Source organism: Streptomyces yaizuensis (genome assembly GCF_034961445.1).
In the GTDB taxonomy this organism is placed as follows: domain Bacteria; phylum Actinomycetota; class Actinomycetes; order Streptomycetales; family Streptomycetaceae; genus Streptomyces; species Streptomyces yaizuensis.
The window spans coordinates 515260-531086 of record NZ_BSBI01000001.1; the positions used below are offsets into that span (position 1 = coordinate 515260).

General features: G+C 72.3%; 14 protein-coding genes and 1 pseudogene. 1 reads left to right on the forward strand and 14 read right to left on the reverse strand.

What is annotated here, in order from left to right:
* Window positions 1-123: 123 nt before the first annotated feature.
* The 13 genes and pseudogenes from SYYSPA8_RS01865 to SYYSPA8_RS01920 all read right to left on the reverse strand — a co-directional run bounded on the left by SYYSPA8_RS01865 (window position 124) and on the right by SYYSPA8_RS01920 (window position 13087).
* Window positions 124-483: an STAS domain-containing protein gene (locus tag SYYSPA8_RS01865; protein WP_323445100.1), complete on the reverse strand. Its 360-nt coding sequence runs from the start codon at window positions 481-483 to the stop codon at window positions 124-126.
* Complete coding sequence (locus tag SYYSPA8_RS38300) at window positions 480-1190, reverse strand: PP2C family protein-serine/threonine phosphatase (RefSeq protein WP_407705893.1); 711 nt, start codon at window positions 1188-1190, stop codon at window positions 480-482. The genes SYYSPA8_RS01865 and SYYSPA8_RS38300 overlap by 4 nt, the downstream gene beginning before the upstream one ends.
* Window positions 1191-1298: 108 nt before the next feature.
* Window positions 1299-1760 (reverse strand): annotated as a pseudogene (locus SYYSPA8_RS38305) (PAS domain-containing protein); the annotation flags it as partial.
* A 114-nt stretch (window positions 1761-1874) separates the two neighbouring features.
* Entirely contained in the window at window positions 1875-2804 is a 930-nt protein-coding gene (locus SYYSPA8_RS01875) for a lactate/malate family dehydrogenase (protein ID WP_323445102.1), read from the reverse strand.
* Complete coding sequence (locus SYYSPA8_RS01880) at window positions 2801-3622, reverse strand: methyltransferase domain-containing protein (RefSeq protein ID WP_323445103.1); 822 nt, start codon at window positions 3620-3622, stop codon at window positions 2801-2803. Before SYYSPA8_RS01880 ends, SYYSPA8_RS01875 begins: the two co-directional genes overlap by 4 nt.
* 80 nt (window positions 3623-3702) lie before the next feature.
* A complete protein-coding gene (locus SYYSPA8_RS01885) occupies window positions 3703-4968 on the reverse strand; it encodes an FAD-dependent monooxygenase (RefSeq protein WP_323445104.1) in 1266 nt (421 codons plus the stop codon).
* Between the two features lie 244 nt (window positions 4969-5212).
* Window positions 5213-6121, reverse strand: coding sequence for a LysR family transcriptional regulator (locus SYYSPA8_RS01890; protein ID WP_323445105.1), 909 nt, complete (start codon window positions 6119-6121; stop codon window positions 5213-5215).
* A gap of 12 nt (window positions 6122-6133) precedes the next feature.
* The gene (locus SYYSPA8_RS01895) at window positions 6134-7483 is read right to left on the reverse strand and encodes a YcaO-like family protein (RefSeq protein WP_323445106.1); all 1350 of its coding nucleotides are present in this window, start codon (window positions 7481-7483) and stop codon (window positions 6134-6136) included.
* Between the two features lie 91 nt (window positions 7484-7574).
* A complete protein-coding gene (locus SYYSPA8_RS01900) occupies window positions 7575-7706 on the reverse strand; it encodes a hypothetical protein (RefSeq protein WP_323445107.1) in 132 nt (43 codons plus the stop codon).
* A 194-nt stretch (window positions 7707-7900) separates the two neighbouring features.
* Window positions 7901-8710, reverse strand: a complete 810-nt coding sequence (locus SYYSPA8_RS01905) for a heparin lyase I family protein (RefSeq protein WP_323445108.1) — start codon at window positions 8708-8710, stop codon at window positions 7901-7903.
* Window positions 8711-8900: 190 nt separating this feature from the next.
* Window positions 8901-9803, reverse strand: a complete 903-nt coding sequence (locus tag SYYSPA8_RS01910; RefSeq protein WP_323445109.1) for a serine hydrolase — start codon at window positions 9801-9803, stop codon at window positions 8901-8903.
* Window positions 9800-10792, reverse strand: a complete 993-nt coding sequence (locus tag SYYSPA8_RS01915) for a LysR family transcriptional regulator (RefSeq protein WP_323445110.1) — start codon at window positions 10790-10792, stop codon at window positions 9800-9802. Before SYYSPA8_RS01915 ends, SYYSPA8_RS01910 begins: the two co-directional genes overlap by 4 nt.
* Before the next feature lie 105 nt (window positions 10793-10897).
* Entirely contained in the window at window positions 10898-13087 is a 2190-nt protein-coding gene (locus SYYSPA8_RS01920) for a transglycosylase domain-containing protein (protein ID WP_323445111.1), read from the reverse strand.
* Between the two features lie 507 nt (window positions 13088-13594).
* Between SYYSPA8_RS01920 and SYYSPA8_RS01925 the strand changes: the two genes are divergently transcribed.
* Window positions 13595-13879: a putative quinol monooxygenase gene (locus SYYSPA8_RS01925; protein WP_323445112.1), complete on the forward strand. Its 285-nt coding sequence runs from the start codon at window positions 13595-13597 to the stop codon at window positions 13877-13879.
* A gap of 36 nt (window positions 13880-13915) precedes the next feature.
* On the opposite strand, the gene asnB is transcribed toward SYYSPA8_RS01925, so the two are convergent.
* Complete coding sequence (gene asnB / locus SYYSPA8_RS01930) at window positions 13916-15769, reverse strand: asparagine synthase (glutamine-hydrolyzing) (RefSeq protein ID WP_323445113.1); 1854 nt, start codon at window positions 15767-15769, stop codon at window positions 13916-13918.
* Window positions 15770-15827 lie beyond the last annotated feature (58 nt).

The window sequence follows — 15827 nt, forward strand, 5'->3', positions numbered from 1 at the left end:
AAGAAACGACCTGGCCCCCGAGGAAGGCGACCCGCAGGATGGTGCCCGGGCTGCCGACCGTGACCAGATCGGCGATCACTGTCACGGTGCCGGTCGGGTCCGTGATCGGGCCGGCGGGTGCGCTCAGCGGGCGGGCGGTGTCCAGGCCTCCTCCGCCGCCCGCGCGGTGGCGCAGGTGGGGAAGACCTGTTCGAGACCGACGATGCGGAAGAACCGGCTGACCCGGTCGGGCACCGCGGCCAGGACGACGGCCGCGCCGGCCGTCAGGGCGTGGTTGCGGGCGGCGATCAGGACGCTGATGCCGCTGGAGTCGCAGAAGGCGAGCCGGGCGAGGTCGATGACGAGCTGCTGCCCCGGGGCGAGCGCGAGACCCGGCAGCAGGGCGCGAACCCGTGGTGCGGTGCGATGGTCCAGATCCCCCGTCAGTTCGAGCACCGGTCCGGCGGGGGTGGCACGGGTGCGAACGGTCAGCGCGTGGGTCACGTCGGCTCTTCACGGGTGGGTCGGGGCACGTTGAGGGCGAGGACGGCGGTGTCGTCGTCCACTCCGGTGCCGAACGTGTCGAGCAGGTCACGGATCGCGGACACGGCGTCGACCGCGGTGGTGGGCGCCAGCGCCCGCGCGAACTCCAGGAAGGCCCGGTCCCCGTAGCGCTCCCCGGTGCCGGCGCCCGCGGTGCGGGCCTCGGTGAGGCCGTCGGTGTGCAGGAGGAGGGTGTCGCCGGGGTCGAGGCGGACGCTGGTGGTGGCGATATGGGGGTCGGGCAGGACCCCGATGAGCTGGCCGCCGGGGGTGGGCAGAGGGTCGGCACGGCCGTCGGCGCGCAGCAGCAGGGCCGGCGGGTGGCCGCCGCTGGCCAGGGTGACACGGAAGCCGCCCGCGTCGCCGTCGGGGGTGAGCAGGCCGAAGACGACGGTGCAGAACCGCGGGTCGTCGCCGTTGTACTCGTGGTTCAGCACGGTGTTGAGGTTGGCGAGGACGGCCGCAGGGGCCGGGTCGTAGACGGCGGCGGCCCGCAGGGTGTAGCGGGCCAGGGAGGTGACGGCCGCGGCGGCCGCGCCCTTGCCGCACACGTCGCCCAGGAAGAACCCCCAGGTCCCGGCGGCGAGGGGGAACAGGTCGTAGAAGTCGCCGCCGACCTCGTCGGTGGAGGCGATGTGGTAGTGCGCGGTGACGTCCAGGCCGGGCACATTGGCCAGGGCGGGTGGCAGCAGCGTCTTCTGGAGCGTGGTGTTCAGGCGTTTGAGGCGTTCGCGTTCCCGGTCCGACGCCCGGCGGGCACGGAGCAGTTCGTTCTCGTAGGCGCGGCTCTCGCGGGCGTCGAGGACGGTGGTGCGGATCAGCACCGGCCGTCCGTCGGCGTCCGTGCGGACGGTGGAGGTCACCACGACCGGCAGCGGGGTGCCGTCGGCCGCTCTCAGCTCCAGGGCGATGCCCCCGGCCTCGCCCCGACGGCGCAGCAGCGGCGCGACACGGGTCTCGTGGTGGTGGCGGCCGCCGGCGGTGAGGAGGTCACCGAAGGTCCGGCGGCCCACCAGATCGCGGCGGTCGTGGCCGAGCCAGTCCAGCAGCGTCGTGTTGATCTTCGCGATGGTGCCGTCCAGCCGGGTGGAGAGATAGCCGCAGGGGGCGTGCTCGTACAGCTCCTCCGCGCTGTCCTCCAGCAGCGCCGAGAACACCGCCTGCTCGTCACCGGGCCGCCCGTCCGGGGCCGGGCCGCCGCTGTCGCCGTGGTGACCGGACACATCCATGCGGCACATCCTGGCAGACGGCCCGGCCCGGCCCCGGACCCCGGCCTCGCGGGCCGGCGGACGGGCCCCGGGCCTCAGGCCCGGGAGGCGGGCACCGCGGGAGCGGATGCCCGGCGGCACCGTTCACAGCCTGCCCAGACTCTCCACGCGCTCTCGTACCAGGGAAGCCGCGTGCCCCAGGACGACACGGTCCGGCTCCTCCAGGTCCCACTCGACCACGCCCAGGACTCCCCGGGCGTCCAGGGCGACGGGGACCCCGACATTGACGTCGCGCACACCGTACTCACCGTTCAGGGCCACGGAAGCCGTCCAGTCCACCGGCCGTCCCCGTGTGAGGTCGTGAATCATCCGGGCGACACCGCCGGCCGTGGTCCACACCGTGGTGCGCGACACTCCGAGCCGGCTCCACCGGGCGTAGAAGCCGCGCAGGTCGGCGCGGATGTGGGCGCGCTGACGCCTGGACAGCCCCACGCGCCTGCCGCCGACCAGGATCCGGTCGAAGAGCGGGACGAAGGCGTCCCCGTGCTCACCGATGACCCAGGCCGTGATGTCCGCCGCGTCCTCGCCGAGGGCCCGGGCGACCGCCACGCGCAGACGCAGGCTGTCGTTCCACGAATAGCCCAGGATCCTGGCGCGCCCGATCCGCGCGTGCCGCCGCAGCCAGCTGCTGAACACATCGATCGGGTTCGTCACGACGATGACGTGCCCCCGCCAGTCCGCGGAGATCTTGGCGATCTCCCGGAAGTAGGGATGCACGATCTCCGCGTTTCCCGCCAGCGAATCCACCCGTGGCGCCCAGCCCGTCAACGGAACCGACGCGCTGACGACAACGACGTCCGAGTCATGGAAATCCGCGATCTCCCCGGCTCTGACGACCGGTGCCCGGCCCAGCGGCGCGAGTGATTGAGCGTCCATCAGCAGACAGGCGATGGACTGCGGGCTCCTGCCGATGAGCGCGAGTTCGTACGGTTCGCGGGCCTGGAGGAGGAGATGCGTGAGGGACGCCCCCACCCCGCCCGCCGCGCCGACGATCGTCACCTTGGGGGTTCTCACCGCGCTCGCACCGCCTTCGTGCCGGAGGCGGCCCGGCCGCAGACGGTCACCCAGCCGAACGAGCACATCGGATGGCTGTCCGGCGCGGTGAGGCTCTCGAACTCGGCGACCGGGTCGGGGCCGATCCAGGAGGACAGGCCCGGCCCGGCCGCCCGGACGGTGGAGCGGTACAGCTCGCCCCAGGGGGAGCCGCCGCTGTAGAAGGGCACCTCCATGGTCACGTCACCGAGGTCGAGCCCTGCTCGCCGGACGATGCGGGGCAGCTTGTGCCCGAGGCGGAAGTCGATGCCCGCGCCCTGTCCCCAGCGGCACCAGGCCGACCAGAAACGCTGGTGCTCCGGCCCGCCGAACACGGCGGCGCCGGCGTCGGGTTCCATCAGGACCAGTACGCCGTTCGGCCGCAGGGCTTTTGCCAGCCGCTCCACCACGGACTCCGGCCGGGGCAGGTGGTGCAGGAGCGCACGGCAGGTGACCAGGTCGAAGGCGCCCCGGGGGAGTTCGTCCGTGAGCACGTCGAGTTCGCGTACGGACAGGTTCGGGCGCCGCAGGTCGCTGAGGAACGACAGATTGATGTCGGTGGCCAGGACATGACCACGGGGGCCCACCTGGTCGGCCATCCAAGCGGCGATCGTGCCCGTGCCGGATCCGAGTTCCAGACAGCGCAGCCCCGCGCGCAGGCCGCCCGCCCTCAGCGCCCGCTGGTGCGCAGGGTCTGTCAACCGCGCCAGCAACTGGAGACGATCACGCTCCCTCCTCCCCGAGTCGGCGAAGACATAGGGGTGGGGCAGGGCGTGCTCCGGGGAGAATGCGCCCGTCATGAGGGATCTCCTTGTCTCGCGTCCTCTCGGCCGCACCCACGACCGGGGTGCGGACCGGATCACGCAGCGTCAGCCGTTGCTCATGCGACGGTTCCCGGGTGTCGCAGCCCGCTCCACGGGACCGTCCACGACGTGTGGGTGTTGACCTGGGCCGCGGTGGCGCCGGCCAGCTCCCGGTAGCGGGTCGCGATCCCCTCGGCCCGGCCGGGCGGCAGGGGTCCGCCGTGCTCTGCGGCTCGCGCGATGATCTCCTCCGGTCCCTGGTCCCGGTTGGCCAGCACCACCGCGTTGACGGCCGGCCGGCGTATCGCGTCGTAGCGGCGGAGCGCGGCCACCGGGTCGCTCTCCCGGGCCAGGCACCAGGCCAGTGCGCGGGTGTCGACGACGGACTGCGATCCGCCGTTCATGCCCATGGGGAACATCGGGTGGGCCGCGTCACCGAGCAGGGTGACCCGTCCGAAGCTCCAGCGCGGCAGCGGGTCGCGGTCGGCCATCGGGTATTCGAGGATCACCGAGGAGCGTTCGGCCAGCGCCGCGAGGTCGATCCACGGCAGATTCCAGGACGCGAGGCCGGCGCGGGCCTCGGCCGTCGTGATCCGCCGGCCGAGGCCGGCCCCGGGCGGGACGGACGGCCCGTGCCGCACCTCCAGCACCCAGTTCATCAGGGCGTCGCCGCCCTCGGCCGCCGGGTCCCCGATCGGGTAGGCGACGAACTTCGCGCCGGGGGTGCCTCCGGCCACCACGATCGTCCGGCCGTCGAGGAGGTGCGGGACGCGGGCGACCCCGCGCCACATATGGACGCCGTTCCCGTTCACGGGAGCCTCGCCGGGGTGGAGCCGGGCCCGGACGGCGGAGTCGATGCCGTCGGCGCCGACCAGGATGTCGGCGTCCTCGACCGTGGTCACTCCGCTCGCCCGGTTCAGGAACCGGGCCCGGACGCCGCGCCCGGTCTGCTCGAAGCTCCGGAACCGCAGTCCGGTACGGACCGCGTCCGGCCCGAGGCGTTCCCGGACCGCCGCCAGCAGCAGCATCTGCAACTGCCCCCGGTGCACGGAGTACTGCGGCCAGTGGTAGCCGGCCGCGAGCCCCAGCGGCTCCGCCCACACCTCCTCGCCCGCGCGGTCGCGGTAGCTCAGCCGGCGCGGGGGCAGGGCGATGGCGGCCAGCCGGCGGGCGAGTCCGAGTTCGGCCAGTTCCCGGACGGCGTGCGGCAGCAGATTGATGCCCACCCCGACGGCCTCGACCGTCCGCGCCGCTTCGTACACCCGGGGCTCGAAGCCGGCGGCGTGCAGACTCAGGGCGCAGGTCAACCCGGCTATGCCCCCGCCCACGACGGTCACTCTCATCGGTGTGTCCCTGCCTTCCGCCGAGGTCGCGAGGTCCGCCCCGGACTCGTCGGACGCGACGGGGAGCGTGGTGCCCTCAGCTTCCGGCCACCGGTCCGCGGACGTCCAATACACAGGGGTGATGGCAGCAGTCAGCAGCGGTGATCGCACCGTTGCCGTCGTTGTCACCGCATGCGCGACGGACCGGGGGCACGCCTGTGCACATGACGACCGGTCATCGGTGGCCGCGCCGGACGGTGGTGGACTACGGGGTGGCCCCGCCCCGCGCGGGCCCGTCGGTCAGCTCCGTCCACAGGTCGAGAAAGGCCCGCAGGGGCGCACTCGGCTGGGTCCCCAGCCGCCAGGCGAACACCTTCCTCAACCGGATGGCGGGTTCCAGCGGCACGACGACGAATCGCGGGTCGGCGGCGAGGACAGGGCTCGCGTCGGAGGTCAGCGCGATGCCGACCCGCTCCGCGACCAGTGCGATCTGGAGGGCGACGTCGTTCGTCGCGTAGGCGATGTCCAGCTCCAGCGACTTCGCGGCGAAGGCGTCGCGGATGAACGCGTGGATGCCGCTGTCGGGGCTGTAGCTGATGACGGGGCGCAGGGCCGCCTCGTCCAGGGTCATCGGACGGTCCGCCGCCCTGCTCCCGGCGGGGAGGACGGCGACGATCCGGTCCTCCAGGAGGGTCCGGGAGCCGACGGCGGCGGGCAGCCCTCCCGGCGGTGGCGCGATCACGGCGGCGTCGAGCCCTCCGTCGCGGACCCTCGCCAGCAGTTTCGGGCTCGACGACCCGGAGAGGCTCACCGAGACGCCGGGATACCGGCGGTGGTACTCCCCCAGCAGCCGGGGGACGCGGGTGCCTTCCAGGCCGCCGACGGTCCCCAGCGTGAGCGAGCCGCTGAGCAGCCCGGAACGGTCGGCGAACACCAGGGCCGCGGCCGCTGCCGCCGCCAGGGCCGCCCGGGCGTGCGGCAGCAGGGCGGCACCCCCGGAGGTGAGGACCACCTGCCGGGGCAGCCGCTGGAACAGCGGCTCGCCCAGCTCCCTCTCCAGGGTCTGGATCTGCTGGCTGATCGCGGGCTGGACGACATGGCAGCGAGCGGCCGCCTTGGTGAACGACCCCTCCTCCGCAACCGCGACGAAGTACTCAAGTGTGCGGAGTTCCATGGTGGGAGGCTATCAACTCCGGTGCTGTCGAACGGTGTTGCGGGAGGAGGGGCGCGGCCGCCCGGACCCGGTCGTCCTCCCGTCCCGCGCGTCGTGGTGCGTGCCGCCTCGTATGACCGCCATCCCGCGGTCGCCGGGCACCACGAGATGCCCGTCCGTCACCAGCATGAAGCGTTCGAGGCCCGGCACCAGCACATTGACGACGGCGAGGTGCTCCGTGACGTAGTGCTCCCGCCGGAGCACACCGAGACCGCTCTCCCGCAGCACGGACACCAGCCGTTCGAGATGCCCCGCCGGGGTCGCGGGAGCCTCGGTGTCCTCGAAACGGCGCACCTCGGCGCCCGGCAGACCGGCCGTGAAGTCCGAGAGGTAGCAGGCGTGCAGCTGCGCACAGGGCCCGGTGTCGTCACGGCGCGCGGGCAGCAGATGGGCGAACTGCTCCCGCAGCGGGATGGTGCAGTGGAGCTGGACGAGTTCGGTCAGCGCGCGGGTGATCGCGTACCGGCGGGAGAGCGAGGCACCCCATCCGCACACCCGCGCCGGCCGGCCCACGGGCGCGGGCAGATAGGCCATGTAGGCGGGCACATCGAGGTCGGTCGTCATGTCGATCAGATGCACCGGCCCGCCCGTGGCCGTCGTGGCGAAGGCGAGGAGCCCGGCCAGCGGGACGGGCAGCGAACCGGGGTCGACCAGGGCGAGGCGCTCGGGCCAGGGCCGGAGGAACTGTCCGGCCAGCAGCAGGGAGAGCGCGTCCCGCTCGATCAGTTCGTTGATCGCGTGCACCGTGGCCTCGACGGGTTCGGTGCCCGCGGCCCATCCGTTGTTCACCGAGTAGCGGCAGACGGTCCGGTAGTCGTAGGTGTCGCCGGAGCGGCGGCGCAGGGCCCGGCCCGCCTCGCCCAGATAGTCGGGCATCGACAGGAACACCGGTACGGACAGGTCGGGCCCGCCGGTCAGCGACCGGTAGGGCAGACAGCCCACCGGTCCGTCCGGTGCCTCCCCGAGCAGGGAGACCGGCAGGTCGGCCGCGAGCGGTCCGGCGGCGAGCCGGTGCGCGGGGACGGGCCGGATCTCCTCGCTGCGCAGCCCGTGCAGCCCGCTGAGGAAGTGCTCCAGGGACTCGAACAACGCTCCGGTCCTGGCCTCGTCGCGACTTCCCTTGCCCAGGCCGAGTCCGGTACGGATGTCCTCGCCGTCACGGCGCAGGACGCACCGCCAGGTGCCGGGGCTCCCGTCGAGGACGGGGGCGAGATCGGCCTCCACCCCCAGTTCCGCCACCGCGGCCACCGCATGGGCGAATGCCTCGGCCGGGGTGAGTCGGCGCTCTCCGGACTCGTCGGTCGCCAGAGGGATCGTTGCCATGGGAAACCCGTCTGCCGGGGAGTGCGGGCGCCGGCCGACCGGACGGCGACCCGCCGCCCGCACTCCGGATGTGCAGCCGTCCGGCTGCCGGTCAGTTCTCTTCGGGCAGTCCGACAGCCTCCGGCGGCTCCTCCGGCACCAGCTCCGCGATGACGCGCTGCTCGTGGGCCGAGAGGACGACTTCCTCCGCCTGGTAACCCCAGCGGTCCTGGAGTCCGCCCATGACGACACCTCCTCCACATCGGGAATCCGGCCGTCGGCAGGCGGCCTGCCCCCCAGCCTCCGGCCACCGGCCCGCGCGGGTCCAATACACAGTCGTGATGGCAGCCGTGACCATCGCTGATCCCACCGGGTCACCGGGTCCGCCGCGCCCCGGCACCGCGGCGGCCCCGGCGTCCCGGGGCCGCCGCGGAAAGGTTACGGCTGCTTCACGTCGTTGTAGTCGGTGCTGACCCGCACCTTGTCGATGTCGTGGTTCACCTCGTCCAAGGCCGCGCCGTACAGGCCCCACTTCGGCTGGTTCCCGGTGTCCCAGGTCCGGGCCGGGTACTCCTTCGCCCCATTGCTGAGCGTCTGCTTCGTCCCGTTGATCCACAGCTCGATGGTGCCGACGGCCGCGTCGCCGGAGAGCTTCAGCCCCAGGACGATGTGGTTCCAGTCGTTGGGCAGGATGTCCTTCTGCCAGAGGGTCACCGGGACGGGCGTGGCCGTGGTGCGGTGGATCAGGGTGAGCTTGTTGTTCACGACCTTCAGCACGACGGGCCAGTTCTGGAGGCCCTCGGGGTAGGACTTCCACTGGAAGATCGCGTGGTTGTCGACCGTGCTGGAGAGCCGGCTCTCCCAGCCCAGGTAGTACTTGTTCGCCTCGCCGGCCCTGGGGGTGAAGTCGTGCATCACGGGCGCGCCGGTGACATCGTCCGTGACCTTGATGCCCTTGCTCTCGCAGCGGTCGGAGCCCACCGGCTTGTGGTAGCGCCAGATCTTGCCGCGGGTGCCGCTGCTCGGCGCGGTGATGCTGCCCTTGTCCGGGGCGCAGTTGCTGCCGATGTGCCCGAAGGCGGCGGTGGCGGCGAGACCGGTGTCGGGGTCCCCGTTCCAGCCGCCCGCGGGCAGGACCGGTGCCGCGTGCGCCTGCCCGGCGAGCAGCGTCATCACGGCGGCGGTGGCGGCCAGCGCGCCGGCCGCGCCCGTGGTCACGTTCCTGCGTACGTTCCTCTGTACGGTCATGGGTCCTCGTCTCGGGGTGGGGCGGCGGACCGTCCGTCCCGGAACGGCCGTTCGCCCGAGCGTCTGCTGAGGAGGGAGAGGGCGGACGGACGCCGGAGGTTGCCTGGGCCACCGATCTCCTTTCGGCCCGGCGGCACCGTGGACGGCCCGGCGCACTCCGGGCGGACGTCCGCCCGGTGTCCGCCCGCGGTCAGGGCGCGCGCAGGGCGCGGACCGCGAGCCGGGCCGCCGTGCCGATCGCCGCGTCGGCGGCGGGCTGGCGGGCGGCGGTGCGGGCGGCGCGGGTGAAGACGGCCACCGCGTAGCGGCCGCCGTCGGGGTACTCGATCAGCCCGGCCTCGTTGCGCACGGTCGGCAGCGTGCCGGTCTTGCCGTAGACGCGGACGTCGTCGTACGGAAATCCGGAGGTGAGCCGGTGCGGCCACACCTGGAGGCCCAGGACGGCGCGCAGTTCGCGGGAGCGGTCCGGCGAGCACGCCTCGTCCCGCCAGAGCGCCGCGAGCAGCTGGGTCATCTCCCGGGGGGTGCTGCGGTTGGCGCGGGCCGGGTCCAGGACCCGCAGCCGGGCCAGGACCGCGGGGTCGGACGCCAGCCGGGCCGCATCGCCGCCGGAGTCCTCGTCGATGGAGGCGATGAGGTCGCGCATGGTCTGCACCGCGACGGTGCGGCGCAGGCCGAGGGCGCGCATGGCGTCGTTGATCTCGGTGAGGCCGACGCGGTCGATGAGCAGGTCGGCCGCCGCGTTGTCGCTCACGGTGAGGGCCATCGCGAGCAGGTCGCGGACGGACATCCGCACCGGTCCGCGCAGCATCGACAGGCCGGTGGGGCCCGGGGTGCGGTCACCGGGGGCCGAGTCCATCAGTTCGTCCAGGTCGATGCGGCCCTCGTCGGCGAGCCGCTGCACGGTGACCGCGAGGCAGAGCTTGTGGACGCTGGCGGTGCTGACCGGGGTGTCCGCGGCGACGGCGATCTCGGCGCCCGTCCCGAGGTCCAGCGCGTGCATCCAGCCGGTGACCCCCGCGTCGGTGAACACGGACCGGATACGGGACCGGACGCCGGGACCCGGGCGGGACGCCTCACCGGGCGCTCTCATACCGTGTACCCGTAGGCGGGGCCGGGCAGCGCGGTCCGCCGGGCCATGACGGTCTCCATCACCGGGACCATTCCTCCTCGTTCGGTGAGCACATCCTGCGCCACCTCGGCGAACAGCCGCACCACCGGGTCGTCCTGCCGGCCGCGCAGCCAGGCCGCGGACACCTGCTCCAGCAGGGGTTCGCCCGTCAGGGGGTGCCAGGCCGTGCCCGGCGGAAGCCTCCGGTCGCGGGTCGCGAAGGCCACGGCCGTCCCGGAGAGGACCATGCCGTCGACGAACTCGGGGTCCTGCCCGGCGATCACGGTGCCGGGCTCGAAGCCGTGCCTGCGGCAGAGCGCCAGGATCTCGGCGTGCAGGGCGGGCGCCGACGGCTGCGGGAACAGCACCAGGTCGAGCCCGCCGAGCGCGTCCAGCCGCACCGGGGCGCCCGCCTCCACGCCGGCCGGGCCGACGCCGCCGTCCGGCCCCGCGGGGTGGGGCAGCACCACCCCGTACGGCCGGCACAGCACCTCACCGAGGCCGAGGCCCGCCACGTCGACAGGGTGCCGCACCACCCCCACGTCGAGCGTCTCGGCACGCAGTTCGGCGAGCTGCGCCGGCGCGCCCCGCTCCCGCAGGGCGAGCCGTACCCCGGGGGACCTGTCACGGAATCCGCCGACCAGGGCCGCGACGACGGCACTGCCCAGCTCCGGCGGCACGGCCGCGCGCAGCACCCCCGCCGCGCCGCTGCGGACCCGGGCGGCCACCCCGAGGAGGGTGTCCGCCTGCTCGATCAGGGGCCGGGCCTGCGAGAGCAGCAGTCTGCCGCCCTCGGTCAGCTCGACGCCCCTGCCGGTGCGGTCGAAGAGGCGTACGCCGAGTTCCCGCTCCAGCCGCTGGATGCGCTGGGACAGCGAGGGCTGGGCCACCCCGAGCCGGGCGGCCGCGCGCCCGAAGTGTCCTTCTTCTGTAACGGCCACGAAGTACCGGACATGCTTGACCAGGTCCACGAACAGGGAGCATAGCCATTTCGCTATGAGCCCCGATCGCATTGTCGTGGCCGTCGTGGCCGTCGTGGCCGTCGGGCAGGCCCTGGGCCCGCCACCGGGGACGGTTCAGTCCGCGTCGCCGCCGGTGCCCTCCTCGCCGGTGCCGTCCTCCGCGTCACCGGAGGGGTCGCCGGACGGGTCGCCCGAGGGGTCGCCGCCGGGTTCGCCGGACGTCTCGGGCTTGGGCGGGTCGGGTATGTACACGTCGTTGAAGTCGGGGGCGTCCTTGCCGGCCAGCGCGCCGGTCATGGCGTCGCGCCAGACCGAGCCGGGGACGTCACCGCCGAAGACCTTGGGCTTGTACTGTCCGCCGATAGTGATGTCGAACATCTTCACCTGCTGGGTGGGGCTGCCGACCCAGACGGCGCCGGACAGGTTGGGGGTGTAGCCGACGAACCACGCGTTGCGCCGCCCGTCCGTCGTTCCCGTCTTGCCCGCGTTGTCCCGGCCGACGAGCCCGGCGGTGGCGCCGGTGCCCCGGTCGGAGACGACGCCGCCCAGCAGGGTGTTCATCGTGTCGGCGGTCCGCTCGGTCATCGCCCGCGCGCAGTCGGTCTTCGGGACCTTCAGCGCCTTGCCGTCGGCCGCGCGCACCGACTCGATGGCGACGGGGGTGCAGTACGTGCCCCGGTTGGCGAACGTGGCGTACGCGCCGGCCATGGTCAGCGGGGACATGCCCTCGGAGCCGAGCGTCAGCGAGGAGGGGGCGGCGCGCAGCTTGCTCCCGTCACCGACCTTCAGGCCCAGCTTGTCGGTCATCTCCACGACCGGGCAGAGGCCGATGTCGTCGACCATCTGCACGAAGTAGGTGTTGACCGACGCCTCCATGGCCTGCTTGAGGACGTACGGACCCTTCTCGGACGTCAGCTCGTTGGTGAGGTCGGCGTTCTCGGTGTTCACCCAGGGCTTGCCGCTGTCGCAGGTCGGGATGGAGGCCGGGTACGCCATCGAGTACGGGGACGGGTAGGACTGGCTCGCGGGCCGGCCCTCCTGGAGGGCGGCGGCGGCCACGAACGGCTTGAAGGTCGAGCCGACCGGGAAGCCGTAGTTGGACCCGCCCATCTTCTTGTCGACCGAGTAGTTGATCTGGCTCTCGTTGCGCCCGAAGCCGTAGGGCCGCGACTGCCCCATGGCGAGGATCTTGCCGGTGCCCGGCTGGACCAGGGTGACGGCGGCGGCGACCTTGTCCGTCTGGTAGACGTAGTCCTTGATCGACTTCTGGGCGGACTGCTGGGCCGCCGGGTCGAGCGTGGTCCGCACCGTGAGGCCGCCCCGGTTCCAGAGCTTGGCCCGCTCCTGCGGCGTTCTGCCGAAGACGGGGTCGGTGAGGAACACGTTCCGTACGTAGTCGCAGAAGAAGCCCGCGCCCTTGACGGCGGTGATGCAGCCGTTCTTCGGCTTGCTGACCCGGAGCCCGAGCGGGGACTTCTTCGCCTTCGCGGCCTGGGCGGGGGTGATGTCGCCGGTCTTCGCCATGCTGTCCAGGACGAGGTTGCGGCGCTGCTGGGCCCGCTGGGGGCTGACGGTCGGGTCGTAGTAGCTGGGGGACTGGACGAGTCCGGCGAGTGTCGCCGCCTCCTCCAGCGTCAGGTGCTTCGCCGACTTGGAGAAGTAGCGCTTGGCCGCGGCCTCGACGCCGTACGCCTGCTGCCCGAAGAAGGTGATGTTGAGGTAGTTCTCCAGGATCCGCTTCTTGCCCAGCTCCTCCTCGACCTGGATCGCGTACTTCAGCTCGCGGATCTTGCGGCCGGCGGTCTGCCGGTTCGCCTCGGCGACCTTGGCGACGTCGTTCCCGGCCTCCTCGACGAAGACGTTCTTCACATACTGCTGCGTCAGCGTGGAGGCCCCCTCGGTGACGCCGCCGCTCCTGGCGTTCTTGTTGAGCGCCCGCAGCACACCCTTGAGGTCGATGGCGCCGTGCTCGTAGAAGCGCGCGTCCTCGATCGCGATGATCGCCTTCTGCATGTGCGGCGAGATGTCCTTGAGCGGGACCACCGTACGGTCGCGCGAGAACACCGACGCGATCTTCTTGCCGTCGGCGTCCAGGATGGTGGTGCGCTGGCTGAGCGGCGGCGTCGTCAGATTCGCCGGCAGCTCGTCGAACTTCTTGACCGCGCCCTTGGCGGCGACCCCCAGCAGGCCCGCGCCCGGCAGGGCGACTCCGGCCAGGACCACTCCGGAGAGCGCGCTGACAGCGAGAAATCTCGCGGCCTGCCGGCTTCCCGACAGACGCCCGCCCGGGCTTTCCTCTTGCATCGATCCAACCTCATCCGTACTCGGGGCGTGCCACGAGGAGGCAGCGCCCCCGGGGCGGCCTCGTCGTCGGTGCCGGTCATGAGCCAGGGCAAGGATGTTCCACGACCTGACTGACTGTCCTCTGAGACAGTTCAGGACCCGTGCAGGGTTGCGCCGAATACGAGAGATCTTCAAATCGTTGCGAGGAGCGTCCCCGGCCCGGCCGCTCCGGGGAGGGCGGCCGTGCGACCACACGGTGATAGGTGCTCAGGCCCCGGAGCCGGGGTGTGCGCGGTCCCTGATCCCCGGGGTATAGTGATCATGTGCTCGCGGCCGGGAAGACCGGTTCGGGAGACCGGCGTTGGTGGTCCAAGGAAAGACACCCCACTTCCCGTGGGGGGATGCAGGTGCAAGGCCTGCTCAGCGCTCGATCAGGGCCCCGGCCTCCTCAGGGAGACCGGGGCCTTTCGCGTACGCCCACCGGGGCCACCCGGCCCCGGCGGGCATCCGGACCGTGAGGGGAACACCGTGATCATCATCGCCGGGGCGCTGTACGTGGACGCCGCCGACCGTGACACCTACCTCGCCGACTGCTCGGCCGTCGTCGAACAGGCCCGTACCGCTCCCGGGTGTCTCGACTTCGCCCTGTCCGCCGATCCGGTCCGGCCGGACCGGATCAACGTGTACGAGCGCTGGGCGACGGACGAGGATCTCGAACGCTTCCGGGACGCGGGCCCGGAGCCCGGGCAGGCGGCCCGGATCCGTGACGCCGACGTGCGCACGTACCGCGTATCGGGGGTCGAGGCGCCGTAGGGAGCGCGAGCCCGGCGGGGTCCCTGGCGAGCGGCCCTACGGGAGGTCGAGTGTCGGCCGGTAGACATCCAGCCAGGTGGCGAGGTCGAGGGTCCGTTCCAGGCCCAGCCGGGTCAGCCGGTCCATCCCGGTCGGCTCCCCACCGGTCGCGCCCTCCAGCCACCGCCGGTCCACCAGGTCGAACACCCCGTGGCTCCGGCGCGTCAGCAGGTCCTTCGCCTGCTGCTGGAGTTCCTGGAAGTAGTACGGGTCCTGCGTCGACGGGTAGGCGCTCTTCGGCCGCCAGGCGACCGACTCCGGCAGCAGGTGCTTGATGGCCCCGCGCAGCAGGCTCTTCTCCCGGCCGTCGTAGGTCTTCAGCGACCAGGGGGTGTTGTAGACGTACTCGACCAGCCGGTGGTCGCAGAACGGCACCCGCACCTCCAGGCCGACCGCCATGCTCAGCCGGTCCTTCCGGTCGAGCAGGAACCGCATGAACCGCGTCAGATGCAGATGGATCATGATCCGCATGCGGTACTCGAAGTCGTCCTCGGCGTCGTACGCGTCCCCGGAGTCGAGCCGTGCGACCTCGCCGACGGCCCGCGCGTACTCCTCCCGCCGGTAGGTGTCGAGGTCCAGCGCGGACCACAGTCCCGCGTCGAGTCCCGTCCCGTCCTTGTCGAACGCGCCGATGTTGAGGACGATCCACGGGAAGGCGGGCGCCTGCTGGATCTGGGGTATGTGCATGTGCTTGTACCCGCCGAACAGCTCGTCCGCCGACTCCCCGGACAGCGCCACCGTCGACCGCTTGCGGATCTCCTGGAAGAGCAGGTACGCGGAGAAGTCGATGTCGCCCATGCCGATCGGCACGTCCCGCGCGGTGATGACGGCCCTGCGGACCTCCGGGTCGGCCAGGGTCTTCGGGCCGATCACGATGTCGGCGTGGTCCGACCCGACATGCCGTGCGACCTCCTGGACGAAGGGCGCGTCCAGGGTGTCGCGCAGGTCGTCGGTGGTGAAGTTCTCGGCCTGGTCCGCGAAGTCGACCGAGAAGGTCCGTACCCGTTCGCCGCCGAGATGACCGGCGGCCAGCGCGGTGAGCGTGCCGGAGTCCAGGCCGCCGGAGAGCAGGACACACCGGGGCACGTCCGCGACCAGCTGCCGGCGCACGGTGTCGTCGAGGAGTTCCCGCACCCGCTCGACGGTGGTGTCCACGTCGTCGGTGTGGGGGCGGGTCTCCAGCCGCCAGTAGGTGCGCGTCCGCAGGCCGGCCGCGTCGACCGTGACCACGGTGCCGGGCCCGACCTGCTCCATGCCCGACCAGATCGCGTGCCCCGGTGTGAAGCAGTACGAGAGCGACTCGCGCAGCCCGTCCGCGTCGACCACCCGCTTCGCGAGCGGGTTGGCCAGGATCGCCTTCGGCTCCGAGCCGAACAGCAGGCCGTCGGGTGTCCGGTAGTAGTAGAGGGGTTTGATCCCCAGCCGGTCGCGGACCATGACCAGCTTCTGGTCCCGCGCGTCCCAGACGGCGAACGCGTACATGCCGTTGAGCCGGTCGACCAGCGCCTCGCCCCAGTGCAGATAGCCGCGCAGCACCACCTCCGTGTCACTCGCGGTCTGGAATCTCTCGCCCCGCCGGATCAGTTCGTCGCGCAGCTCGGTGAAGTTGTAGGTCTCGCCGCTGTAGACGAGCGAGACCTCGCCGTTCGGTGTGCGCGCGGACATCGGCTGCTTCCCGCCGGGCAGGTCGATGACGGCGAGCCGGCGATGGCCGAGTGCCGCGTGCCGCTCGACGAGGGTGCCGGAGGAGTCCGGGCCCCGGCACGCCATCGTCCCCGTCATCGCGTCGAGGGTGTCCCGTTCGTCCTTGAGGTCGCGGTCGAACGAGACCCAACCGGTGATTCCGCACATCTGCCCATCCTCCTGACGGCCTTCGGGGAGCGTCGGCCCCCCGGCTCACCTGCCGCGT

What these genes read in the sequence shown, in the direction of transcription:
- SYYSPA8_RS01880 (WP_323445103.1), bottom strand. Translation starts at nt 3,622, where the DNA reads ATGACGGGCGCATTCTCCCCGGAGCACGCCCTGCCCCACCCCTATGTC.
- SYYSPA8_RS01885 (WP_323445104.1), bottom strand. Translation starts at nt 4,968, where the DNA reads ATGAGAGTGACCGTCGTGGGCGGGGGCATAGCCGGGTTGACCTGCGCC.
- SYYSPA8_RS01890 (WP_323445105.1), bottom strand. Translation starts at nt 6,121, where the DNA reads ATGGAACTCCGCACACTTGAGTACTTCGTCGCGGTTGCGGAGGAGGGG.
- SYYSPA8_RS01895 (WP_323445106.1), bottom strand. Translation starts at nt 7,483, where the DNA reads ATGGCAACGATCCCTCTGGCGACCGACGAGTCCGGAGAGCGCCGACTC.
- SYYSPA8_RS01900 (WP_323445107.1), bottom strand. Translation starts at nt 7,706, where the DNA reads ATGGGCGGACTCCAGGACCGCTGGGGTTACCAGGCGGAGGAAGTCGTC.
- SYYSPA8_RS01905 (WP_323445108.1), bottom strand. Translation starts at nt 8,710, where the DNA reads ATGACCGTACAGAGGAACGTACGCAGGAACGTGACCACGGGCGCGGCC.
- SYYSPA8_RS01910 (WP_323445109.1), bottom strand. Translation starts at nt 9,803, where the DNA reads ATGAGAGCGCCCGGTGAGGCGTCCCGCCCGGGTCCCGGCGTCCGGTCC.
- SYYSPA8_RS01920 (WP_323445111.1), bottom strand. Translation starts at nt 13,087, where the DNA reads ATGCAAGAGGAAAGCCCGGGCGGGCGTCTGTCGGGAAGCCGGCAGGCC.
- asnB (WP_323445113.1), bottom strand. Translation starts at nt 15,769, where the DNA reads ATGTGCGGAATCACCGGTTGGGTCTCGTTCGACCGCGACCTCAAGGAC.